Origin of the sequence: Sphingorhabdus sp. SMR4y (assembly GCF_002218195.1) — a bacterium.
Classification (GTDB): Bacteria; Pseudomonadota; Alphaproteobacteria; order Sphingomonadales; family Sphingomonadaceae; genus Parasphingorhabdus.
Genome location: NZ_CP022336.1, coordinates 3,130,187 through 3,152,685, shown reverse-complemented (window position 1 = coordinate 3,152,685; position 22,499 = coordinate 3,130,187). Strand labels below are relative to the sequence as shown.

General features: G+C 58.2%; 22 protein-coding genes. 10 read left to right on the top strand and 12 right to left on the bottom strand.

The window, feature by feature from the left end; all coding sequences use genetic code 11:
• Positions 1-5 precede the first annotated feature (5 nt).
• From SPHFLASMR4Y_RS15240 to hisB, 5 genes are all read right to left on the bottom strand, one after another.
• Entirely contained in the window at positions 6-311 is a 306-nt protein-coding gene (locus SPHFLASMR4Y_RS15240) for a PEP-CTERM sorting domain-containing protein (protein WP_186265967.1), read from the bottom strand.
• A 199-nt stretch (positions 312-510) separates the two neighbouring features.
• Positions 511-1,272: an imidazole glycerol phosphate synthase subunit HisF gene (hisF, locus tag SPHFLASMR4Y_RS15235; protein ID WP_089134308.1), complete on the bottom strand. Its 762-nt coding sequence runs from the start codon at positions 1,270-1,272 to the stop codon at positions 511-513.
• 96 nt (positions 1,273-1,368) lie between these two features.
• On the bottom strand, positions 1,369-2,097 hold the full coding sequence (hisA, locus tag SPHFLASMR4Y_RS15230; RefSeq protein ID WP_089134307.1) for a 1-(5-phosphoribosyl)-5-[(5-phosphoribosylamino)methylideneamino]imidazole-4-carboxamide isomerase: 729 nt from the start codon (positions 2,095-2,097) through the stop codon (positions 1,369-1,371).
• A gap of 94 nt (positions 2,098-2,191) precedes the next feature.
• Entirely contained in the window at positions 2,192-2,812 is a 621-nt protein-coding gene (hisH, locus tag SPHFLASMR4Y_RS15225) for an imidazole glycerol phosphate synthase subunit HisH (protein WP_089134306.1), read from the bottom strand.
• Positions 2,813-2,977: 165 nt separating this feature from the next.
• A complete protein-coding gene (gene hisB, locus SPHFLASMR4Y_RS15220) occupies positions 2,978-3,571 on the bottom strand; it encodes an imidazoleglycerol-phosphate dehydratase HisB (protein WP_089134305.1) in 594 nt (197 codons plus the stop codon).
• Positions 3,572-3,685: 114 nt separating this feature from the next.
• Between hisB and SPHFLASMR4Y_RS15215 the strand changes: the two genes are divergently transcribed.
• From SPHFLASMR4Y_RS15215 to SPHFLASMR4Y_RS15200, 4 genes are all read left to right on the top strand, one after another.
• Entirely contained in the window at positions 3,686-4,171 is a 486-nt protein-coding gene (locus SPHFLASMR4Y_RS15215) for an SspB family protein (protein ID WP_089134304.1), read from the top strand.
• Positions 4,168-5,562, top strand: coding sequence for a class II fumarate hydratase (gene fumC / locus SPHFLASMR4Y_RS15210; protein WP_089134303.1), 1,395 nt, complete (start codon positions 4,168-4,170; stop codon positions 5,560-5,562). The genes SPHFLASMR4Y_RS15215 and fumC overlap by 4 nt, the downstream gene beginning before the upstream one ends.
• Before the next feature lie 14 nt (positions 5,563-5,576).
• Positions 5,577-5,843, top strand: a complete 267-nt coding sequence (locus SPHFLASMR4Y_RS15205) for a hypothetical protein (RefSeq protein WP_089134302.1) — start codon at positions 5,577-5,579, stop codon at positions 5,841-5,843.
• Positions 5,844-5,987: 144 nt separating this feature from the next.
• Positions 5,988-7,268 carry an MFS transporter gene (locus SPHFLASMR4Y_RS15200; RefSeq protein WP_186265966.1) on the top strand — a complete coding sequence of 427 codons (1,281 nt, stop codon included), beginning with the start codon at positions 5,988-5,990 and terminating at the stop codon, positions 7,266-7,268.
• Here SPHFLASMR4Y_RS15200 and SPHFLASMR4Y_RS15195 read toward each other — a convergent pair.
• On the bottom strand, positions 7,265-8,383 hold the full coding sequence (locus SPHFLASMR4Y_RS15195) for an AI-2E family transporter (protein ID WP_089134300.1): 1,119 nt from the start codon (positions 8,381-8,383) through the stop codon (positions 7,265-7,267). The genes SPHFLASMR4Y_RS15200 and SPHFLASMR4Y_RS15195 overlap by 4 nt on opposite strands.
• A gap of 118 nt (positions 8,384-8,501) precedes the next feature.
• Here SPHFLASMR4Y_RS15195 and gmk point away from each other — a divergent pair, with 118 nt between their 5' ends.
• Positions 8,502-9,170 carry a guanylate kinase gene (gene gmk, locus SPHFLASMR4Y_RS15190; protein ID WP_089134299.1) on the top strand — a complete coding sequence of 223 codons (669 nt, stop codon included), beginning with the start codon at positions 8,502-8,504 and terminating at the stop codon, positions 9,168-9,170.
• Between the two features lie 482 nt (positions 9,171-9,652).
• Positions 9,653-11,677 carry a hypothetical protein gene (locus tag SPHFLASMR4Y_RS15185; protein WP_089134298.1) on the top strand — a complete coding sequence of 675 codons (2,025 nt, stop codon included), beginning with the start codon at positions 9,653-9,655 and terminating at the stop codon, positions 11,675-11,677.
• 26 nt (positions 11,678-11,703) lie between these two features.
• On the opposite strand, the gene SPHFLASMR4Y_RS15180 is transcribed toward SPHFLASMR4Y_RS15185, so the two are convergent.
• Complete coding sequence (locus SPHFLASMR4Y_RS15180) at positions 11,704-12,579, bottom strand: hypothetical protein (RefSeq protein ID WP_145955561.1); 876 nt, start codon at positions 12,577-12,579, stop codon at positions 11,704-11,706.
• 190 nt (positions 12,580-12,769) lie between these two features.
• Here SPHFLASMR4Y_RS15180 and uvrA point away from each other — a divergent pair, with 190 nt between their 5' ends.
• Complete coding sequence (uvrA, locus tag SPHFLASMR4Y_RS15175) at positions 12,770-15,808, top strand: excinuclease ABC subunit UvrA (RefSeq protein WP_089134296.1); 3,039 nt, start codon at positions 12,770-12,772, stop codon at positions 15,806-15,808.
• Positions 15,805-16,140: a low molecular weight protein tyrosine phosphatase family protein gene (locus SPHFLASMR4Y_RS15170; protein WP_089134295.1), complete on the top strand. Its 336-nt coding sequence runs from the start codon at positions 15,805-15,807 to the stop codon at positions 16,138-16,140. Before uvrA ends, SPHFLASMR4Y_RS15170 begins: the two co-directional genes overlap by 4 nt.
• Here the strand turns inward: SPHFLASMR4Y_RS15170 and SPHFLASMR4Y_RS15165 are convergent.
• Together SPHFLASMR4Y_RS15165 and SPHFLASMR4Y_RS15160 are read right to left on the bottom strand one after the other, a co-directional pair.
• A complete protein-coding gene (locus SPHFLASMR4Y_RS15165) occupies positions 16,137-16,508 on the bottom strand; it encodes a DUF4345 domain-containing protein (protein WP_089134294.1) in 372 nt (123 codons plus the stop codon). The two genes, SPHFLASMR4Y_RS15170 and SPHFLASMR4Y_RS15165, sit on opposite strands and share 4 nt — an antisense overlap.
• A 375-nt stretch (positions 16,509-16,883) precedes the next feature.
• Positions 16,884-18,293 (bottom strand): cytochrome P450, encoded by a 1,410-nt coding sequence (locus tag SPHFLASMR4Y_RS15160; RefSeq protein ID WP_260806999.1) that lies wholly within the window; start codon positions 18,291-18,293, stop codon positions 16,884-16,886.
• 173 nt (positions 18,294-18,466) lie between these two features.
• Here SPHFLASMR4Y_RS15160 and SPHFLASMR4Y_RS15155 point away from each other — a divergent pair, with 173 nt between their 5' ends.
• The gene (locus SPHFLASMR4Y_RS15155) at positions 18,467-19,210 is read left to right on the top strand and encodes a hypothetical protein (protein ID WP_145955560.1); all 744 of its coding nucleotides are present in this window, start codon (positions 18,467-18,469) and stop codon (positions 19,208-19,210) included.
• Between the two features lie 109 nt (positions 19,211-19,319).
• A complete protein-coding gene (locus SPHFLASMR4Y_RS15150) occupies positions 19,320-20,405 on the top strand; it encodes an acyl-CoA desaturase (RefSeq protein WP_089134291.1) in 1,086 nt (361 codons plus the stop codon).
• Positions 20,406-20,415: 10 nt separating this feature from the next.
• On the opposite strand, the gene gspM is transcribed toward SPHFLASMR4Y_RS15150, so the two are convergent.
• From gspM to gspG, 3 genes are read right to left on the bottom strand one after another with little or no spacing between them, the layout of a single operon-like run.
• Positions 20,416-20,889, bottom strand: a complete 474-nt coding sequence (gene gspM, locus SPHFLASMR4Y_RS15145; protein ID WP_089134290.1) for a type II secretion system protein GspM — start codon at positions 20,887-20,889, stop codon at positions 20,416-20,418.
• Positions 20,886-22,013 (bottom strand): hypothetical protein, encoded by a 1,128-nt coding sequence (locus SPHFLASMR4Y_RS15140; RefSeq protein WP_089134289.1) that lies wholly within the window; start codon positions 22,011-22,013, stop codon positions 20,886-20,888. Before SPHFLASMR4Y_RS15140 ends, gspM begins: the two co-directional genes overlap by 4 nt.
• Positions 22,014-22,025: 12 nt before the next feature.
• Complete coding sequence (gene gspG, locus SPHFLASMR4Y_RS15135) at positions 22,026-22,463, bottom strand: type II secretion system major pseudopilin GspG (protein WP_186266113.1); 438 nt, start codon at positions 22,461-22,463, stop codon at positions 22,026-22,028.
• Between the last annotated feature and the right edge of the window lie 36 nt (positions 22,464-22,499).

The following is a 22,499-nucleotide window of genomic DNA, read 5'->3' as shown; positions in this document are numbered from 1 at the left end:
CAGGTTCAGGACGAATTTGTTTTCCTGCTGCGTCTGGCGACCATGCGACCGGCAATCAGACCGGCCAGACCAAGCCCGAGCATCAGCAGATTGGAAGGTTCTGGAACCTCCACCTTGTGGCGCGCTGGGCCAGACCGGCTGGCGGATGCCTTCGGCATTTCGTAAGTTTTACCATTGCCGGAAGCCTCCCGGTCGGCGGCCTGATGACCGACAGATGCTTGATTGTCCCGATCCCCGGCCTCTTCTGCCGTTACGCCGTTGGCCAGCGTCATCACGGCAGCGCCGACCAAAATTGTGCCCTTCCAGAACATTACATGCTTTTCCCATAGCCATGGCCAGAAGCCGATGAACATAGTTAAGCAATATTCCTGCCAGATCGGCGAAAACCGCCATTTTTCTCGGCTAGCGTGGTTAACGAAAAATCATGGAAATGCTGGCTGTAAAGAATGGCGACAGAATCCCGCGCCGACGCGGTCCGCGTAGCGGCAATTCTCGCCGGCGAAACCGGGTTCAGGCGCGAGCAGGCAAGCGGGCAGCGCGCAACGCGGCATGGGCGTCGGCGATGCTATATTCGCCAAAATGAAATATCGACGCCGCAAGCACGGCATTGGCATGGCCGTGGGTCACACCCTCGACCAGATGGTCGAGATTGCCGACGCCGCCGCTGGCAACCACCGGTATCGACACCGCATCGGCTATGGTGCGCGTCAGGTCGAGATCATAGCCGTCGCGGGTGCCATCACGGTCCATTGAAGTGACCAGCAGCTCCCCTGCTCCCAGATCGGCCATGCGGACAGCATGGTCGAGCGCATCGATCCCGGTCGGTGTGCGACCGCCATGGGTGAATATTTCCCAGCGTCCCGGCTCGATCTGGCGGGCATCGATCGACGCCACCATGCATTGGCTGCCAAAACGCGTTGCGATATCGCTGACCACTTCGGGCCGGGACACAGCCGCACTGTTCACTGCGACCTTGTCCGCCCCTGCCATCAGCAAGGCGCGGGCATCATCCGCGGTGCGGACGCCACCGCCGACGGTCACCGGCATGAAGCAAACCTCGGCTGTCCGCCGGACGACATCAATGATCGTCTCGCGCTTTTCATGACTGGCGGTAATGTCGAGGAAACAGAGTTCATCGGCCCCGGCGGCATCATAGGCCTGCGCCTGCTCGACCGGATCACCGGCATCCTGCAGGTCAACAAAATTGACGCCCTTGACGACGCGGCCATTGGCGACATCGAGACAGGGAATGACGCGGATACGGACGGTCATGCGCGCACCGCCGTTCGTGTCGAGCGAAGTCGAGAGACGTTTGCGCGCGAAACCAATGTGTCTCGACTGCGCTCGACACGAACGGAATTGGGCCGTTCAACCACGATTGGCCATCGCGATCGCGGTCGTCAGATCGAGCCGGCCGTCATAGAGCGCCCGGCCGGTGATCACACCTTCGATGCCGTCCTTGGCAAACTGGCTGAGCATGTGGATATCGTCTAGGCCCTTGACACCGCCGCTGGCAATGACCGGAATATCAACGCCGCGCGCCAGATCGACTGTGGCTTCGATATTGCAGCCGGTAAGCATGCCGTCGCGCCCGACATCGGTGAACAGGATGGAGGCGACGCCGGCATCCTCGAAACGCCGCGCCAGATCTCGGACGCTGACATCCGATACATCGGCCCAGCCTTCGGTCGCGACCATCCCGTCGCGCGCGTCCACCGCGACGACGATACCACCCTCATATTCCTTGGCCATATCCCTGACGAAGTCCGGATCTTTCAGGGCTGCGGTGCCGATCACCAGCCGCGCCACGCCCAGTGCGAACCAGCGCTCGACCGTCTCCCGGTTACGAATCCCGCCACCGAGCTGCACATAGCCGGGGAAACTGGCGACAATCGCTTCCACCGCTTCGGCATTTTTCGGCGAACCGGCAAAGGCACCGTCAAGATCGACAACATGAATATGCTCGGCCCCGGCGGCTGCAAAAAGCCCGGCCTGCTCCGCCGGATTGTCGCCATAGACGGTCGCCCGGTCCATATCCCCTTCGGCAAGACGCACAACTTCGCCGGATTTCAGATCAATGGCGGGGAATACGATCATTTAAAAACCTCCATTCGTGGCGAGCGCGTCGAACCGTACTGATCGGACGCGAAAGGTCCTTCGACAGGCTCAGGACGAACGGCCTTCAACATTGTCATGGTTTCCACTCCAGAAAACGGCCCAGAAAGGCCAGTCCATAAGCCTGACTTTTTTCAGGATGAAATTGCACGCCGACGATATTGTCGCGGCCAACCGCCGACACCAAAGGCCCGCCGTGGCTGGTCCTGGCCAAAATGTTCGCCTCGCTCGCGGCGTCAAAATGATAGCTGTGCAGATAATAGGCTTCGCCTGGCTCGAGCAGATCATGGCCTTCGGTCGGGGTCACGTCATTCCAGCCCATATGCGGGATTTTTATATCTTCGCTCGCAGACTCGATCGCCTTCACCGTCCCGCCGATCCAGCCGAGACCTTCATGCTCGCCAAATTCAATACCCTTGTCCGCGAGCATCTGCATCCCGACACAGATGCCGAGGAAAGGCACGCCTTCCTTTCGGATCCGTACTTCAAGAGCATTGATCATTCCGTCGATGGCAAATAGAGCGTCGCGGCAGGCACCAAAAGCGCCAACACCAGGCAATATGATACGATCGGCCCGTGCCACCAGTTCCGGGTCGGCAGTCACAGAGACATCCCCGGCCCCTGCGGCCATCAGAGCATTGTGGACGCTGTGCAAATTGCCGGCGCCGAAATCTATGAGAGCGATGGTTTCAGACATAGTGCAAATCAACCGCCGAAGGCGCTCACATTAGGAAGCCCGCGAACGGTTTCACGCGAAGTCGCGAAGTCACGAAGATTATCCGCAAGCCGCACCTTCTTTGCGACTTCGCGGCTTCGCGTGATAAATTCATGAGAAAAAACCCGCTGGCGCGGGAAGCATAACTCAACCACCCAATTGCCCCTTGGTCGAGGGAATCGCATCGCCCTTGCGCGGATCGCGTTCCACCGCCTGGCGCATCGCCCGGGCAAAGCCCTTGAACATGCTTTCGGCAATATGATGGTTATTCTCGCCATAGAGCAATTCGATATGCAGGGTGATCCCCGCCGCATCGGCGACGCTGTGGAACCAGTGTTTGAACAATTCCGTGTCCATCTCGCCGAGCCGTTCCTGGGTAAAGCCGGCGTTCCAGACGAAATAGGGCCGGCCGGAAATATCCAGCGCCACCCGGCTCAACGTTTCGTCCATTGGCGAATAGGCGCCGCCGTAACGCACGATGCCGGCCTTGTCCCCGAGCGCCTGATGGATCGCCTGCCCGACGGCAATCGCGCTGTCTTCGGTTGTGTGGTGCTGATCGACGTGGAGATCGCCCTTGATCCGCAACTTCAGGTCAATCAGCGAATGGCGCGAAAATTGTTCGATCATATGATCGAGAAAACCGATTCCGGTCGACACGTCATATTGACCGGTCCCGTCGAGGTTCAACTCGACAAAAATCTCGGTTTCCTTGGTATTTCGTTCGATTGTCGCTGTTCTCATGCAACAGGCCTATAATGGCTTGGACAAATCAGGCAAGAATTTCGGGGCCTTTGGTCAACGGGAAATTCATTTTACGCTCTTGACCCGATGCCCGCTACGCGCCACCTAGTGCAAATGAGTGATGAAGCCCCCGATAGCCTGATTCCATACGACGAGATCGTACAGGAAGCGCTGCGCGCGGTTGTCAGCCGCGTGCTGAGAGAAGTCGAGAAAGACGGCCTGCCCGGCGAGCATCATTTCTACATCACCTTCAAGACCCGCGCGCCAGGTGTGGACATTCCCGATCATCTGATCGCGCGGTTCCCGGACGAGATGACCATCGTCATCCAGAACCGCTATTGGGACCTGAAAGTCGACGAGGACCGTTTTGAGGTTGGCCTGAGCTTCAACCAGATCAGTTCGATGCTGCATATACCCTTTGCGGCGATCACTACCTTCGTCGATCCGGCAGTGGATTTTGCCCTGCAGTTCCACGTTGACGAGATCGAGGGCGACATCAATGACCACGACCCCGCCGAAAATGACGGCGAAACGGAGGCGGTCGAAACCGTCGATGATGGTTCCAACGTGGTGACGGTGGACTTCGGCAAGAAAAAGTGAGCGGGACCCGCACAGAAACCGACTCTCTTGGCGAGATTGAAGTGCCCGCCGATGCCTATTGGGGCGCCCAGACCCAGCGCAGCATAGAAAATTTTCCCTTTCCCCGGCAGGAACGCATGCCGATCCGGCTGATTCACGCGCTGGCTGCGGTCAAGCAGGCCGCGGCGCGGGTCAACGGCATCCATGGCCTCGAACCGGAAATCGCCGCTGCCATCGAAAAAGCGGCCAACGCCGTGCGCACCGGCGAATATGACAACCAGTTTCCGCTCACCATCTGGCAGACCGGGTCGGGAACCCAGTCGAACATGAACGTCAACGAAGTGATCGCCGGAGTCGCCAATGAGGCGATTTATGGCACCAGAGGCGGCAAATATCCGGTCCATCCCAATGATCATGTCAATCGCGGCCAGTCGTCCAATGACAGCTTCCCCACCGCCATGCATGTCGCGGCGGCGCGGGCACTGGAAGTCGAGCTGTTTCCGGCGCTCGAACAATTGCACGACGCGCTGGCGGAAAAGGCGCGGCAGTGGAAATCCATCGTCAAGATCGGCCGCACCCATTTGCAGGATGCCACGCCGCTGACCCTCGGGCAGGAATTTTCCGGCTATGCGGCGCAGCTGGTTGCCGCCCGCGACCGGATCGAAAGCGTCTTGCCCCGATTGTTGCAACTTGCCCAGGGCGGAACGGCCGTCGGTACCGGCCTCAATGCTCCTGACAGTTTCGGCGAGCATATTGCCAAGGAAATCTCAAAGATTACCGGCCTGAAGTTCACCTCCGCCCCGAACAAATTTGCCGAGCTGGCGGCGCATGACACGATGGTCGAACTGTCCGGCGCGCTCAACACGCTGGCAGTATCGCTGACCAAGATCGCTAATGATATCCGCCTGCTCGGCTCGGGCCCGCGGTCAGGCCTCGGCGAACTCGACCTGCCGGCCAATGAACCGGGCAGCTCGATCATGCCCGGCAAGGTCAATCCGACCCAGTGCGAGATGCTCACCATGGTTGCCGCGCAAGTGATCGGCAATCACCAGGCGGTCACCGTCGGCGGGCTGCAGGGCCATCTCGAACTCAATGTATTCAAGCCGCTGATCGGCGCCAATGTCCTGCGCTCCATCGAGATTATCTCGATCGGCATGTCGAGTTTTTCCGAACGCTGTGTGGAAGGATTGGAAGCGAATGAAGCGCGGATCGGGGAGCTGGTCGAAAATTCGCTCATGCTGGTAACCGCCCTCGCCCCGGTGATCGGCTATGACAAGGCAGCGGCTATCGCGAAATACGCCCATAAAACCGGCCAGACCCTGCGCGCATCGGCGCTGGAGCTCGGTCTGGTTGACGAAAAAACCTACGATACCCATGTAAGACCTGAGAATATGGTCGGAAATCGTTCCTGATCCGGGAAAACAGCATGTCGCTAATCAGAAATATATTTACCGCAGCTGTCGGCTACGAGGCACGCAAACATACCAGAGGCCATGGCCTGCGGAATTTTGGCCTCGGCATGCTGGCTGCCCGCATTGCCACCCGCTCCGTTCCCGGTGCGCTGCTGGTAGGCGGGGCATTGTTTGCGAAAAAACTATATGATGAATCAAAAGAGGCAGAAGCCCTGCCCGCCACCGAAGCGGTGATTGATATCGAGGGCAAACCGGTTCCCGACAAGACCCCATCCGCCTGAATACCCGAAGGATTGAAAATTCCAGACCATGATCTCCCGCTCGGGAAGATTTGTCTGCCATCAAAAGTGTCACATTGTATCCGGTCGATAGTCTTGTAAGCTAGACTTGGCAAAACGCAAAAAAGCGTGGCCGAGGAGAGCAAATTGGCGACAATCGCGCAAGCAGGGCAAACGCCCCGCAAATTCTATGGCTGGACCAATGTCGGGCTGTTCTTCTTCATCCAGTTCGCCGCCTCCGGGTTTGTTTCCTTTGCCTATTCTGTCGTTTTTCCCGTGATGGTCGAAACCATGGACTGGAATCGCGGCTCCGCCGCCATCGCCCAGTCCGTCGCACTGATTACGCTTGGACTGTCCTATCCCCTGGCAGGCTATTTGCTCAGCCGGTCGGGTGTCCGTCAGACCGTCACCATCGGGTTGCTGGTCATGCTCGCCGGTCTCTTGCTGCTGGTCTTCGCGGTAACCGATTTATGGCATTGGGTTGTCGTCTGGGGCCTGGTGATGGGATTGTCTTTGGGCCTCACCGGCCCGATCTGTGCGCAGACCGCAATGATCAGCTGGTTCAGCATAAAACGATCCACGACAATCGGCATTGTTATGGCCGGTGGCGCGCTAGGCGGCGCAACAGCGCAGCCGGTACTCGCCGGGATGATGGACCGGTTCGACAGCTGGCGAGCCGCCTGGGGCATCGCCGCCGCGATGGTAATCATTGCTCTGATCGCCACACGCTTCATCATCAACCGTCCGGGTGATGTCGACCAACATCCCGACAATATCGATCCGGCGGACGCGATCGATGACCGGGAAGCTGCTCCCGCACGCCCGAAAACCTACCGCACGGCGCACGAATGGACAGTGCGCGAAATCATCTGCAAACCAACCCTTTATCTGATGATGGTGATTTCGATCGGTTATCTCGGCACGTTTTTCGCCTTGCTCAATCACGGCGTTCTGCATCTGACCGACAATGGCCTGAAGGGTCTTGAAGCGGCCGGAATATTCGGGCTTCTGATTCTGGGCAGCGGGCTGGCGCGAATTCCGGCCGGCTGGCTTGGCGACCAGCTCGAATTGCGCTGGACTTTATTCGGATCCATCGCCCTGATGGCGGTCGCCCTGGCGGGATTCTGGCAGGGCCAGGAGATATGGTTATTGTCGATCATGGGTATGCTGTTCGGCGCTGGCTATGGCAGCCTGCTGGTGTTGCTCCCCGCCGCAATCGGCAATTATTTCGGCGAGCGCGCCTTTCCCATCATCAATTCCCTGTTCGCTCCTGTGGTTCTGCCCTTTGCCGCCGCCGCCCCGGCCGGAGCCGGTTTTGTGTTCGAGGCGACCGGCAGTTACGACTTAGCCTTTGCCGGAGCGATCATCATGCTGTCCGCGGCGATGCTCGCCGCATTTTTCCTCAAGCCACCCGCTGCGCCTGCCTAGATATTGCCATCGCTTGAAAGCAGCGCCGCAATCGGTCTGGTTCCCGGCCGGCGCGCCAGCACGATCATCAAGATCGTCGTGAACGGCACCGCCAATATCGCCCCGGGTATGCCCCACAGGCTGCTCCAGATCGCCAGCGAGACGAGCACCACCATCGGGCTGAGATTGACCGACTTGCTGAGCATTTTCGGTTCGACAACATTGCCGATAATCACTTGGGCGGTGGTCATCAGTCCGGTAGCAATCAGCGGAATGGTCAGGGTGCCAAACTGGGCCACGGCAAACAGCGCCGGAAAGGCCACGCCGACAAAGGAGCCGATATAGGGAATATAGTTGAGCAGGCCGATGATGATCGCCCACAGCGCGGCATATTCCACGCCTAAAATCACCAAAATTACCCAGCAGACGAGGCCCAGGATGATGTTGATCAGCGTCTTGGTTGCCAGATAGCTGCCGATATCATGGTTGATCCGGGTGATCATGTTCAGCGTATCGGTAGAATCGCTGTCCGAACCGAAGGCGCGGCGCACCTTTTCCGGAAAGCCGGTGATCTCGCTAAGCAGGAAGGAGGCATATAATATCGTAATGAACACAAAGCCGCCGAAACTGGTCAGCGAGGACAGCACCGACTGGGCCAGCGCGGCAATGTCGATCTCGGTAAAAAAGCGCGTCGCAAACTCGCTGACCGCCTTGGCGACGGCTTCGGTGCCCCGGTCAAATATAGCCGAGGGCGATGCCATCAGCTCGGACACCTCGGGACGACCGATGCTCTCGTCTGCCGGCATCGGGAACCATGCGGCAAACAGATTTTCCAGATTGCGCTGATAGACGGGCAGCGAGGGCACCAGATTCTGCAGGCTGGCCACCAGCATCCGGGTCATTGCAAACAGCATGGCCAGCACCGCAATCAGGGCCAGCGTGGCGCGGAGCCACAACGGCGTCTGGCCGAGCCCGGGAATACGCGCCACCGTGGCGCTGGCGGCATAGAGAATCTGCAACAGGATAATCGCGGTCACGATCGGCAATATGATGTCCTGACCAACGTAAAACAGCCAGCCGATCATGATCGTGATGCCGATCGCGTAGAATATGGTGCTGATACGTCCCTGGATCATGATAATTCGATAGCCTTAATCTGCCGGACTGTCATCAGGATGATTGCGCATTCAGCCAATATAAAAACTTCGGGACAACCATCTTGACGCGATGCGCCCCAATCGGCCAATAGCCGCTATGGCCGACAATATTGCTTCCCAGAATATCGACAATGATCACCGCGAACTCAACCGCAGAGGTCTGCTGTTCGTGCTGTCCTCCCCCTCGGGCGCGGGCAAGTCGACATTGGCGAAAATGTTGCTGGAGGCCGATGACGAGATCGCCATGTCGGTCTCCGTGACCACCCGGCCGAAACGGCCCGGCGAAGAACATGGCAAGGACTATTATTTCGTCAGCGGTGACCAGTTCGAGGAGATGGTAGCAGACCATAGTTTTCTGGAATATGCGACGGTATTCGGCAATCGCTACGGCACACCGTCAGGACCAGTAAACCAGAGTCTCGAAGAAGGTCAGGACGTGCTGTTCGACATCGACTGGCAAGGCACGCAGCAGCTCTATCAACGCGCGGGACAGGATGTCGTCCGGGTGTTCATTCTGCCTCCCTCGCTGGGTGAGCTGCGCAACCGGCTGGAAAGCCGCAACACGGACGCATCCGATGTCATCGAGAGCCGGATGCAAAGAGCAACAAGCGAGATCAGCCACTGGGACGGCTATGACTATGTTCTGATCAACGACGATCTCGACGCATGCTTCACCAAGGTGAAGCAGATACTGGCCACCGAGCGCATGCGGCGGTCGCGGCAAACCGGTCTGATCGGATTCGTCCGGGATTTGATGGCCGAGTGACCCGCCGATTGGCGACGCAGATGCTGCGGCCTGATCAAAGGGGCCTGATCAAAGGGGCCTGATCAAAGGGGCCTGATCAAAGGGATGGTACCGGAAGCGCGGCAATGGCGGCGTCCAATAGGGGGCCGGACGCCAAACCTGCCAATCCCGGAACAGGAGCTTGCCCATGCGGTAGGCAAAAATCCCGGTTCAGCATGCACTTGCCCGCATTCCGATACCATCCCCCGAGGTTAAGCTTCGATGCGACCCGTCGGCATTACGCCTTATTCCGGATTTTCACTCAGCTGCCTGCGGAATAGCACGGAGGCACGACACCCGGATATTCATTCGACCAACGGTATTCGCTGGTCGACAAAAGACGTAAGCTCGCCGCGCCGTCCGCCAGCGGGACAACCGCGATCGGATAGAGCGGAAAAGATCGTTGGTTTTCTCCCCCCGACCGGTTACCAAAGTGACATCGACGGATCGCGGACGGGGGCAATATGACAGAAATACGGGATGTTGAAGTGCTGATCGTCGGCGGTGGTTTTTCGACCATGCCGCTGATCCGCGAGCTGGACGAAAGCGGTATCGGCTGGCTTATGGTTTCGCCGATGGAGCCGATCTGGCAGCAACTGGAGGCTGCCGATGCGCTCGATTTCGATCTGGTGAGCTCGCTCCAGAGCAGCGTCTACTCTTTCGAGCTGGTCGAAATGCTCAAGCAAGAGGGAGAGGATTTCACCGACGGTTTTCCGACAGCCCGGCAGTTTTACGCGATCCACAAGAAATATGCCGCACGCTACGCCGACCATATTCACAGTGGCCGCGTCGAGGCCATCGACAATCATGACGATCATAGCATCGTCCATCTCGAAAGCGGTGAACAGTTTCGCGCCAGACATGTGGTTGTCGCCACCGCGTTCCGTCGGAAGATGAACAGCAATCTCAAACAGATTACCATCGACGAAAGCTTCTCCGGCAAGAGCGTCGCCATGACCGCGACCGGCGACAGTGCGAACCTGCTGATCGCCAAGCTCGTCGCTTATGGCGCGAAAGTGCATCTGGTCACCAACGGTTTCATCATTCTCGACAAGATGTTCGCGACCTTCTCGCCCTTTGACGACGGCCCGCGCTTTGTTCCGCTGGATCAATTGGAATGCCACAATTTTTCGGAAGTCAGCAAGTGGAGCTATCGGGCATTCATCGACGGCGGCTATATCCACGGCCTGATCCACCACCGCTTTGCCCAGCTTTTCGACCGCAACAGTCTGGGCGTGCGCCACCCGAAGAGCATCCGGCCGCACAAAGACATTCGCAACTTTTTCAGGGCGAAAGCGCCGGTCGAGAACGGTCATATCGCGATCAAATATTGGCCGATCGATGTCTACAAACTCTATTGCGAGGCAACGCTCGAGCAGAAAATCAGCGATGGCTATCTGATCAACGACCTGCCCTTCTTTCTGGAGCATGGCCATGTAAAGCTGTGGGACAAATCGACCACGACCATCGATCATGACGCGATGACGCTAAGCGAAGACGGCGAAAGCGCGAACTTCGATATGATCATCGACGGCGATCAGGAAATGCCGGCGGTCCCCGAAATCCGGGTGCATGGTGAAGACGGTGTGGAATCGTTCGCCTATAAACCGCGCGAACAGTTCATGGGCGTGACGTCACCCAGGCTCCGGAATATCTACACCATCGGCTACACCCGTCCGTTCACCGGCGGCCTCAATAATATCGCCGAAATGCAGTGCCTGCTGGTCCACAGGATGATCACGGACGCCGCATTCCGGGCCGATATCCGTGGCAATATCGAGCAGCGGATCGCAGATTATAACGCGACCTATTATGCCAATCGACCGGAGAAAAAGACTGACCATCTGGTCTGGTACGGTACCTTTACGGACGAAGTCGCAAAACTGCTCGATATCCGCCCGGCGCGCGCCGACATGCCCGGGAAAAAGGGACTTTTGCGCTATTATATGTTCCCCAACAACGTCTTCCGTTTTCGCGAAAAAGGCCGATATGCCGTCGCGGGTGTGGACAAGCTGATCGAGCATACTTCGAAACAATATCACGATTACAAGGTGCTGGCCCTGCTGGTCATCCGCTACCCGTTTTTCGAGCTGCTGGCGCTCGGTACCATCCTGCTGGCGCCGGTACCGTGGTGGGTCAAGATCCCGGCGGCGATCATCCATAACCTTCTGCCTTTCACCTCGACACTGGTCGGGAAATTCGGCCTGCCGACCAGAGAGAGCAAGGGGATTTTCAATTACCGCAAAGCGATCAGCTTTCCGGTCATGGCCTATCCGCTGATAGCGGCAGTCATATGGGCGACGGCGGGAATGGACGCGGCCTTTGCGTTCTCGGCCGGGTTACTCACCTATGTCTACGCAATGATCCATCTCGGCACCGCCAAGGGCTGGAACCGCAAGTTCTTCTGCGACATGAAGAGCAAAAGGTCGCCGGAGATGGTCGGTTTTTTTGAGAAGTATCGGGAGGTTTTTGGGCGGGTTAGAAGGTAATATCACCCGGAAATAAGATATCAGATTTATGGGATTGGTGACTCAATGTTTTTTGCGGATGTTTCTACATTGATCTCCTTCCTCCCGGTTTTCCCCTTCGCGGATTCAACATTTTGCTGCAACGAAGAATCGATCTGATCAATTTTATTTTTGACCGATTCATTAAGCAGTGCTTTCATCCCGTTGAATGTACAAAAATTTGCATAGCGTTCAATTATTGATCTCGCTCCTCCATAGCCTGATGGGAAAGTTGTCAATTTTGGATTTAGAGCTCGCTCTCGATATTCGCTTTGCGCTGAATATACCAATTTTTGCACGTTAGCGATGTCGGGAGAAACCATATAAGCCATGTCGTACCCTTCAAATGTTTTGTCGACGAGGCCGAAACCCGAATTGGTGATTCCAATCGCTGTATTCCCTGCATTTGATAACGTTAGCACCGAGTTTACCAGAACATCTAAACTGTTCGCCGTGCTCTCTCCAAACCTTCTGTTCCGTTCTGAGGCCGTAGTGATCGTAAAGAATCGCTGACAGTATAGATCAGTTAAACCGAAACCCGCGAGCATATAGTCTTTCATTTTTGTCTCTACTTCATTCGCAGGAACCTTTTTGAACTTGAGGCATCGAGGCACTCTCAACTTTTCCTCGTGATAGGCTGTGCTAGAATAGCCTTGAGCAGACTTGTCTTTAAATGGCTTCAGACCAGCACCATCGAAACACAGTTCATTGGATTTAGAATCCATCACTTCGAAAGCATCGCGAAGCGCATTGATATAGGCAGTCTCATCCAGTCTGCTGGGCAATGGACGGGCTTCAATATCTGGCCGCACACTTTCCAAGGTCGAACATGCTGTCATTATTATCAAGACTGGGGCGGTGGCCCATAGTTTGAACAGTGTCATTAGCTGGCTCCTGCAATTGTAACTGCTTCAGACCGTTTGTAATCGGATAGAGCTTGGTTACCCGTGACCCCGGTCACGCTCCCCACAAACACACCCCTTGAAAACAGAACAAACATTGAACATATAGCGCGGATCACCCTGTTCCTTTGGCCCGCTGGACTCTCTCCGGCATCTTCTGCAAAGCACGCTCATGAGTCTGACCCACATCAAAGTAAAAGGCGCCCGCGAGCATAATCTCAAGGGCGTGGATATCGAGCTTCCGCGCGAGAAGCTGATCGTGATCACCGGCCTGTCCGGTTCCGGCAAGTCGAGCCTCGCGTTTGATACGATCTATGCCGAGGGGCAGCGGCGCTATGTCGAGAGCCTGTCGGCCTATGCACGGCAGTTTCTCGAGATGATGCAGAAGCCCGATGTCGAGCATATCGAGGGCCTGTCTCCCGCGATCTCGATCGAACAGAAGACCACCAGCCGCAATCCGCGCTCGACCGTCGCGACGGTGACCGAGATTTACGACTATATGCGGCTGCTCTGGGCGCGCGCCGGCGTGCCTTATTCCCCCGCAACCGGCCTGCCGATCACCGCGCAGACCGTCTCGCAGATGGTCGACCGGGTAATGACCCTGCCCGAGAAGACCCGATTCTTCCTGCTCGCGCCCGTGGTGCGCGGGCGCAAGGGCGAATATCGCAAGGAATTGCTCGAATGGCAGAAGGCCGGTTTCACCCGCGTCCGGGTCGATGGCGAATTTTACGACATCGAGGAAACGCCGAAGCTCGACAAGAAATACAAGCATGACATCGAGGTGGTCGTCGACCGTCTCGTGGTGCGCGAGGGCATGGAGCAAAGGCTCGCCGACAGCTTCGAGACGGCACTGCGGCTGGCGGATGGGCTGGCCTTTGTCGATCTGGCTGACGGGACGGTAGAGGAAGCCCTTGCCAATCATGCTTCGACAGGCTCACCACGAACGGCGGGTAATGACGATAGTACGCCAAAGAAATCCGTTCGTCCTGAGCCTGTCGAGCCGCAGGCGACCGCAGGTCAACGACAGGATGTCGCAGAAGCCAGCGCGAATTTCAAACCTGAACCGGCGAGCAAGAAGATGAAAGGCACCGGCCTCCCGCCGAACCGGATCGTCTTCTCCGAACGCTTCGCCTGCCCCGTCAGCGGTTTCACCATAGAGGAAATCGCGCCCCGCCTGTTCTCGTTCAACGCCCCCCAGGGCGCCTGCCCGTCCTGCGACGGTCTCGGCGAGAAGCTCCATTTCGACACCCAGTTGATCGTCCCCAATCCGGCGCTGAGCATCAAGCAGGGCGCGGTGGTACCCTGGGCCAAGTCCAACCCGCCCAGCCCCTACTATATGCAGGTCCTGGGCAGTCTCGCGCGCCATTTCGAATTTGATCTCGAAACACCATGGAACGAGCTGAGCGCACATCATCAGGATGTCATTCTCAACGGCACACAAGGCCTTCCCGTCACCCTGCGCTTCCAGGACGGGCGCAAATCCTACGAAGTGAAAAAGCCGTTCGAAGGCGTCGTCGGAAATCTCAACCGCCGGATGCTGCAGACCGAGAGCGCCTGGATGCAGGAGGAACTGGCCAAATTCCAGGCCGCTGCTCCATGCGAGACCTGTCACGGCGCGCGGCTGAAGCCGGAAGCGCTGGCGGTCAAGATTGCCGGCGAGGATATTTCGATTTCGACCCGGCGCAGCGTCGGCGACGCGCTGGCATTTTTCGAAGGTCTCGGCGCACAGCTCGACAAGACCCAGAGCCAGATCGCCGAACCGATCCTCAAGGAAATTATCGAGCGACTCGGCTTCCTCAACAATGTCGGTCTCGACTATCTCAATCTCGACCGGACCAGCGGCACGCTCTCCGGCGGTGAAAGCCAGCGTATCCGGCTCGCCAGCCAGATCGGATCAGGCCTGAGCGGCGTGCTCTATGTGCTCGACGAGCCGAGCATCGGCCTGCACCAGCGCGACAATGACCGGCTGCTGACCACGCTCAAGCGTCTGCGCGATCTCGGCAATACGGTGATCGTGGTCGAACATGACGAAGATGCCATCCGCACCGCCGACTGGGTCGTCGACATGGGGCCGGGCGCCGGTGTCCATGGCGGCGAGGTCGTCGCCGAAGGCACGCTCAAGCAGATATTGAAATCGAAAAAATCGCTGACCGCCGCCTATCTCAACGGCACCCGCGAAATCGAGGTGCCGGCCAAGCGCCGCAAGGGCAACGGCAAGAAGCTCACCGTCCACGGCGCCACCGCCAATAATCTACAGAATGTTACCGCATCGATCCCGCTCGGGACGTTTACCTGCATCACCGGCCTGTCCGGCTCGGGCAAAAGCTCGCTGACCATCGACACGCTCTACGCTTCGGCCGCCCGGACGCTTAATGGCGCGCGGGTGATTGCCGGCGCGCATGACAAGATCACCGGTCTCGAATATTGCGACAAGGTCATCGACATCGACCAGTCGCCGATTGGCCGCACCCCGCGATCCAACCCGGCGACCTATACCGGCGCCTTCACCAATATCCGCGACTGGTTCGCCGGCCTGCCGGAAGCGCAGGCGCGCGGTTACAAGCCCGGCCGGTTCAGCTTCAACGTCAAGGGCGGCCGCTGCGAAGTGTGCCGCGGCGACGGGCTGATCAAGATCGAGATGCACTTCCTGCCCGATGTCTATGTCACCTGCGAGGAATGCGGCGGCAAACGCTATAATCGCGAGACGCTGGAAGTGAAGTTCAAAGGCAAGTCAATCGCCGATATTCTCGACATGACGGTCGAGGATGCAGTCAGCTTCTTCAAGGCAGTCCCGCCGATCCGCGACAAGATGGCAATGCTCTACGAAGTCGGCCTCGGCTATGTGAAGGTCGGCCAGCAGGCAACCACGCTGTCGGGCGGCGAGGCCCAGCGGGTCAAGCTGGCCAAGGAATTGTCCAAACGGTCAACCGGACAGACGCTCTATATTCTCGACGAACCCACCACCGGGCTGCATTTCGAGGATGTCCGCAAGCTGCTGCAAGTGCTCCATCAACTGGTCGAGCAGGGCAATAGCGTGGTCGTGATCGAACATAATCTCGACGTCATCAAGACCGCCGACCATATCATCGACCTTGGCCCCGAAGGCGGCGTGCGCGGCGGCGAAATTGTCGCCCAGGGCACACCGGAAGAGGTCGCCAGGGTCAAAGGCAGCTACACCGGAGGCTATCTGAAGGACATGCTGGCGAAGTGAGCCGCGACGCTGCGAAGCTCCTGTTCATCTGCGCCCGCAACCGGTTGCGCAGCCCGACCGCCGAGACGCTTCTCAACCAAGTGGATGGCGTTACGGCAATTTCCGCGGGCCTCAACCATGACGCCGAGACCCCTCTGTCGGGAGATCTGATCGAGTGGGCGGATCGCGTCTATGTGATGGAAAATGGTCACAAGAAGAAGATTAGCCGACGATTTGCCGGCCTGCTCAAGAACAAACCGGTCCGCAATCTCGCTATTCCGGACAATTACCGGTTCATGGACCCGGCGCTTGTTGACCGGTTAAAGAGCAAGTTTCCCGAATATTTTTCCTAGTAGCGCAGTATCTTTGCCTGCCAGACGAGCAACAGGGGCGACAGGAGTTCCACGAACATCGCGGCAAATTGCTCGGTCGGTGGCGGACCAACGGTGAGATAGGAAACCGCCCTGGCACAACCCCCGATGAAGAAGAACAATATCGCAAAACGGAACAGTTTCGCCCGCTTGCGAATTTCTCCAGCGCTATAGAAGATCATCAACGCCACACCGATATAAACACCCGACAGATAGCGATACTGATTATCCATGGCCGCGCTGAATGCGTCGCTACCCATATGTTCCGCCGCGCCGAATAACAGGCCGTTGACCCCGAACCAGAGCGGGATGAATCCAATCAGAAAGGAAAGGATGCGGAATGCGGCCATATATATTCTCCTCTATATTTAACGTCGCGAACCTGAAAAAGCGCGCGTTTCAACAGGTATGAATCTGCTGTAAATCTATTCTGGACGGTCGTTGCCTCCACATGCCGCCAGCAATCGCGGCAGCCGAAACGTGTCTGGGGGAATCGAAGGCGGGCAGCAGCGGCGCGACATCTTCATGCGTGGTTTCGCCTCCGCACACAGGTCGCCGGCCCGGCTGAAAATCTTCCCGATATCGCGAGCAGCAGCCGGAGATATGCATCGCCGTTTAATTCAAGCCGCCCCATGATTACCCCCCGATTGAGCCTGAAGACTGCCATGCAAGGTTGAGGCTGTCAATTTTTGCGTCGACCGCCCCCTATAGCCCGGTCGGCCCTGCTAGCGCGGGGTCTGGAGACGCTCGAGGCGAATCGGCAGCCCATCCTTGGGTTGCGGAATGGGAAAGACCTGCCATTTCGGTTCATAATCGGCGCCACCCTGCAGAACCACGCGATTCTGAGTCAGCATCGCGTGCATCAATATCTTGATCTGCATATAGGCAAAATGCAGCCCGAGGCACATATGCGCGCCGCCGCCGAAAGGCACCCAGGCATATTTGTGCCGGCCGACCGAATTTTCCGGCGTGAAGCGCAGCGGATCAAATTTCTCCGGATCGGGCCAGTGTTTTTCCATCTTGTGAACAAAGCTGGGGCTGACACCGACGGATGTGCCGGCGGGGATCGTGTAGTTGCGGAACGTGAACTCCTTGACCGCGCGACGCGGCATCGATGGCACTGGCGGGATCAGGCGCAACGCTTCCTTGAACGCCATTTCCGTCAATTCAAGCTTGCTCAATTGTTCCATCGACAGCGCCGTGCCAGCCGGCGCCACCGCCAGACATTCTTCACGAATCCTGTCCTGCCACTCGGGATGCTTGGCAAGCAGATAGATCAGGCTGGTCGCCGATGAGGTAATCGTGTCATGCGCCGCCATCATCAGGAAATTCATGTGATCGACGACTTCATCCTCGGTCAGCAATTCGCCATTCTCATGCGTCGCCAGACAGATTTGCGTAAAAATATCCTCGCCGCCCTTGGCCCGCCGCTCTTTCACCTGCGGGGTGAAATATTCGAGCAGATATTCACGCGCCTTCACACCCTTCCACATTTTGGTGAAGGGAATGGGTTTGCGCGCTACGCCCACCGAAGCCTGCACCTCGTCGACAAAAGCCTTGTTGATCTTGTCCGCTTCCGGTCCCCAGGGGATCCCGAGAATCGCGCTGGCAGCGGTATCGAGCGAGAGCGATTTGATCGCGGGGTAAAAATTGAATTCGGTTCCGCTCCATTCTGCCACCCGCTGCAATATACCCTCGCCCAGCACCTCGCAGTGGTGCTTCATGGGCCCGGGCTTGAAAGCCACCGACAGCGCCTTGCGGTCCGCCCGATGGCGGTCAAAATCCATCAACATTAATCCGCGCGGAAAAAGATTGTTGAGAATCGGCCCCCAGCCCTGCTCGCTCGAGAATATCTTGTCCTTGTTGAAAAGGATCAGTTCCGTGGCATCGGCCCCCAGCATGTTGACCGACCACCCCCCGAAACTATACGCACGATAGACCGATCCATATTGCTCGAACATCCGCCGCCCAAAACGGCCCGGATCCTTGAGCAGCTCCAGCGTGCAACCCAGAACGGGGAGGCCTTTCTTGCCGGGAATATGCGCCAGTTCGTCCTCGCTGGGCCGCTTCACCCAATGCGGGTTGGCCGACTCCTGAAACGGATATCCATGGGGTTTTGCTGCAACTGTAGCCACGGGAACTCTCCTGAACTGGTGTTTGAGCCTCATGATAGCTACTTTCATTAATGTCAGCAAGCCACTCCATTCATAAGCTATTCAATCACAGGGGCTTAACAATGCGGAACAAGGACGAAACGATCGCAACCCCGTACGGCTGGTGCCGCGGGACCGGTTTCAGAGGAAAGATAATGACACATTCCACAATGCCCCGACTCCTGAAGTCTGCTCTCGCCGCAGGTACGCTGCTGAGCCTCGGCGGGTGCATGTATGGTGCGGGCACCTATGGCGACGGCTATGTCAACAATCGGGGTTATGACTGCGATCCCTATGCGCCCTTCGACGATTATTATGCCTGCGACTATGGCTATGGCTTTGCCAATATTGGATATGGCGGCGGCTGGTATGATCAATATTATTATCCCGGCTATGGCGTCTATATCTTTGATCGGGCCGGCAGGCGCCATGCGATGCGCGACAGCCACCGGCGCTACTGGGCCCGGCAGCGCGCCGTATATGGCGGACATCACGCCAGAGATCGCAGGGATCGCGACGCAAATTCCGGCCGGTTCGGCAATCGCCGCGACCAGAGAATGGACCGCTGGGATGGCTCTCGCAATCAGGACCGCGACAACGCGCGCGGCCAGAGGCGCAGCGACGATCGCGATAACAGAGGCGCCCGTAACGGACGCGGGGAGCGGCCGGAGACAAGGGCAACGCGCCCGAACAGGACGGATCGGGCCGCACCAGCCCGCAACCGCGGCGATCGTGCCACTCGTCCCGACCGGCGCCCGACGAGAGCGACCGAGCAGCCGCAGGCCCGGCCACAACCGACGGCTCGCGCTGACCGGACATCCCCGCGGACCCGCACGGAACCCGTCCGCAAGTCACGCGAGGCCAATCGCAGCACCCGCAGACCGCTCCGCGACGACTAGGCATAGAGCGAGAATTCTGCCATCCGCAGCCTAATAGTTAATGGAATTGTAATCATCGTAAATAGCCTATATCCTAGGGTCCCGATGTAATTTTCGAGGACTTTGGCTAATGGCAACCGCATTCAGCGACATTCAACCCGACGAATATACGCCGTTGGAACAGCATCCACAGAATGGCGTCATCATCGGCGGACCGGCTGCACGCGCGAAGCGTATCGAATATGGCATCCTGCTGTCTTCGATGGTGATCGGCTCGCTCGGCGCGCTCTACTGGACACTCTTCCATGCGACCGGCTGGGTTGAATGGTCGGCCTTTCTCTTCGGATTCGCCCTGATCAACATGGGCGTCGGCATCGGCTATCACCGCTATTTCACCCATCGTGCCTTTGAAGCAGGACCGAAAATGCGCCTCGCCATCGGCATCATGGCGCAAATGGCCTGTCAGGCATCGGTGCTCAAATGGGCAGCAGATCATCGCCGGCACCATGCCTTTGCCGACAAGGTGGGCGATATTCACAGCCCCTATATCGACGGCCATGGCAAGAAAATGGGTAAACTCAAGGGGCTCGGCATCGCCCATTTCGGCTGGCTGTTCGACAATACGACCTCGGACATGAAGGTTTACGGCAAGGGCCTGATCGACGATCCGCAAGTATTATGGTGCCACAAGCATCGCTGGTCGATCGCGATTTTTTCCAGCATCGGCCTGCCCGCTCTTTGGGCGCTGGCTTTTGGCGGACCGGAACATATCATCGGCACCATTTTGATCGGCGGCTTCTTCCGCAATTTCTTCTTCCTCAATTTCGTGATGGGCGTGAACAGCATCGGCCATGTCTTCGGCTCGCAGCGCTTCGACACCAAGGATGGCTCGCGCAACAACTGGTTCATGGCCTGGATGACCTTCGGCGACGGATGGCACAACAACCATCACCAGCATCCCCGTGCCGCTTCCTCGCAGGTTGCGTGGTGGGAGTTCGATCTTAACGGTCAGATTATCTATCTCTGGGAAAAAATGGGTCTGGTCTGGAACGTCCAGCGCGCTCCTGCCTATATCCGTAACGAGAAGGGCGAATGGGTCCAGAAAAAGCCAAAAGCGGCAACCGCCAAGCCTGACGAACCGGAAGCCATGTCAGCCGATGACGGCGGCATCATGTTCCCCGCAGACAGGCAGCATCAAATCGAACCCGCCGAGTGAAGGATCTCGGCTAATGTGACCGCAGGGTCAGATTGGCCGAAACCGTTCCATTGCCAGCGGGATCGATACTGAGGCTTTCCACTGCTATGCCGTCGCGTTCGATCCGCGCCAGCCAGCCGAGCAGCGCCGTTGGTTTCGCCGACTCCACCATCATCGCCACGCGCTTGTCCGATTGCGGCGTGACAGAGGCCACCGCAATCCCCGTCTCGCCAGCGCTCTGGCTGACGAATGCATCAATCGCGCCGCTGAATCGGGCTGCCTGCCCTTCTGCCGGCTGCTGCAATGCCGCAACCTTGGTCTCAATCCGCGCCTGCCGTTCGACCGCATTGCCATAGCGTTCTTGGCCGGCGGCCATCGCATCGACCATCGGCCGGGCGATTCCATAATAGCCGACCAGTCCCGCCAGCAGCAGACCGGCAATCCCGAGCAATATCTGCTCCCGCTGACTGAGGGCGGCAAACCAGTTTCTTGCAGTATCAATCATGGTGCCCTCACCGTAATGTCCGCCTGTGCCGACCCCGTTGCATCGGTGCGCGGAGTCGCGGTTATGATGAAGCCCGCGTCCTGCAATGCCAGCAAAGCGGGATTGATATCTTCGTTGCGAACCGCCGACAATGTCGCCGACACTATGCCATTGTCGCCATAGGCCATGCGGGCGATCGACACATTCGGCACCTGCTGCAGCGCCGAATAGAGCGCCGAAGCCGGAACCGGGAACATGATATTGCCGCGATTTTCGGCAATCAGCCGCTGATCCAGTGCGCGTTCGGCGACTTCGGAATCATCCTGCTGCCCGACGACGGCAGCGGCGCTAGCCAGAGCCGCCTCATCCGCCGAACTGGCCGCCCAGTGATATTTGGCCAGTTGCACCAGCGGAATGGCGAGAGACAGGATGACCAAGCCCGCAACCATCCATCCGAGCCGGCGCTTTTGCACCGGGTCCATCGCACGCCGGACCTTCCTCGCAAAGGGGCCAGCGCGAAAGTTCAGATCGCTTTTGTCCGCAGCGCCGATCAGCAATGCGTCAAAAGCCTCGCCCTCGATCGGCTCTACCGTCCGCCCGGCAATCAGAATATCCCGCAGTGCCGGATCATCCACCGCGATGATATTTCCCGAGCGGACAACGCGGTCAAATCCGAAATCTGCAGAAACCGCTTCATCATCGCCGCCTGCCGGCAACAACCAGCCGAGTGGAATAATGGCATCGGGGTCCATATTCAGCGCCTGCAGGCGGACCAGACCGGATGCCAGGATCTCCCGTCCGACCGACGCCGTGACAACCCGGCCCTGACCATCGTCAGCTGCAACGATGTGGATCGTCTCGCTTTCCAGGCTCTGGGCTTTGGCAGCCATGGTCGCTGCCGTGAGCGCCTGGCTTTGTGTCGCGTCGCTGATCGGTTCGTGCCCCGTGACCGTGGTGAGATGCGACGGCATCAGCGCGATCACCCGCACATCTGCCTCCGCCGAATCGGGCGCATGGGCGGATGAAGCCACGAGCGGGTCCGGATCACAACCTGTGGCCTGCACCGCGCCGTCGCGGACATGCCACCAGTGCAGTGCTTCGTTATCCGCGGTGGGAAAGGCAATCAGGAGAAGATCGGGGTTCACGCGCTGCCGGTCTTATTCAGCGTAAATGTCGGCATTGTCATCTTCGCCGCCCGGCGCGCCGTCGGCGCCCAGCGAGTAAAGATCATAGCCGGGGCCCTGACGCCCGGGATTGTCATATTGATAGGGCCGTCCCCACGGATCATCGGGCAGTTTCTTGATATAGCCCCCTTGCCGGTAGCGCGCGGTCGTGGACAGCGAAGCCGGCGGCGCAACCAGCGCCTGCAATCCGTCCGACGATCCGGGATAGCTGAGATTGTCGAGCCGGTACATTTCCAGCGCCTGGCCCAGAGTCGCGATATCCGCCCGCGCTTTTTCCACCATCGCCCGGTCCTGACTGGGCAGGACATTGATCACGACAATGGTGGTCAGCAGGCCGAGAATGAAGATCACGACCATGAGCTCGACCAGCGTGAAGCCGTTGCGCTTTTTCTTCGGCCTGACGTCCGGCATGCGGTCCGCTTCCGGATTTTCAAATTCTGTCGTCAT

Excerpts from the sequence above, each read along its gene's own strand:
- SPHFLASMR4Y_RS15240 (WP_186265967.1), bottom strand. The coding sequence starts at position 311 with ATGTTCTGGAAGGGCACAATTTTGGTCGGCGCTGCCGTGATGACGCTG.
- hisF (WP_089134308.1), bottom strand. The coding sequence starts at position 1,272 with ATGACCGTCCGTATCCGCGTCATTCCCTGTCTCGATGTCGCCAATGGC.
- hisA (WP_089134307.1), bottom strand. The coding sequence starts at position 2,097 with ATGATCGTATTCCCCGCCATTGATCTGAAATCCGGCGAAGTTGTGCGT.
- hisH (WP_089134306.1), bottom strand. The coding sequence starts at position 2,812 with ATGTCTGAAACCATCGCTCTCATAGATTTCGGCGCCGGCAATTTGCAC.
- hisB (WP_089134305.1), bottom strand. The coding sequence starts at position 3,571 with ATGAGAACAGCGACAATCGAACGAAATACCAAGGAAACCGAGATTTTT.
- SPHFLASMR4Y_RS15215 (WP_089134304.1), top strand. The coding sequence starts at position 3,686 with ATGAGTGATGAAGCCCCCGATAGCCTGATTCCATACGACGAGATCGTA.
- SPHFLASMR4Y_RS15205 (WP_089134302.1), top strand. The coding sequence starts at position 5,577 with ATGTCGCTAATCAGAAATATATTTACCGCAGCTGTCGGCTACGAGGCA.
- SPHFLASMR4Y_RS15195 (WP_089134300.1), bottom strand. The coding sequence starts at position 8,383 with ATGATCCAGGGACGTATCAGCACCATATTCTACGCGATCGGCATCACG.
- gmk (WP_089134299.1), top strand. The coding sequence starts at position 8,502 with ATGGCCGACAATATTGCTTCCCAGAATATCGACAATGATCACCGCGAA.
- SPHFLASMR4Y_RS15185 (WP_089134298.1), top strand. The coding sequence starts at position 9,653 with ATGACAGAAATACGGGATGTTGAAGTGCTGATCGTCGGCGGTGGTTTT.
- SPHFLASMR4Y_RS15180 (WP_145955561.1), bottom strand. The coding sequence starts at position 12,579 with ATGACACTGTTCAAACTATGGGCCACCGCCCCAGTCTTGATAATAATG.
- uvrA (WP_089134296.1), top strand. The coding sequence starts at position 12,770 with ATGAGTCTGACCCACATCAAAGTAAAAGGCGCCCGCGAGCATAATCTC.
- SPHFLASMR4Y_RS15165 (WP_089134294.1), bottom strand. The coding sequence starts at position 16,508 with ATGGCCGCATTCCGCATCCTTTCCTTTCTGATTGGATTCATCCCGCTC.
- SPHFLASMR4Y_RS15155 (WP_145955560.1), top strand. The coding sequence starts at position 18,467 with ATGACACATTCCACAATGCCCCGACTCCTGAAGTCTGCTCTCGCCGCA.
- SPHFLASMR4Y_RS15150 (WP_089134291.1), top strand. The coding sequence starts at position 19,320 with ATGGCAACCGCATTCAGCGACATTCAACCCGACGAATATACGCCGTTG.
- gspM (WP_089134290.1), bottom strand. The coding sequence starts at position 20,889 with ATGATTGATACTGCAAGAAACTGGTTTGCCGCCCTCAGTCAGCGGGAG.
- gspG (WP_186266113.1), bottom strand. The coding sequence starts at position 22,463 with ATGCCGGACGTCAGGCCGAAGAAAAAGCGCAACGGCTTCACGCTGGTC.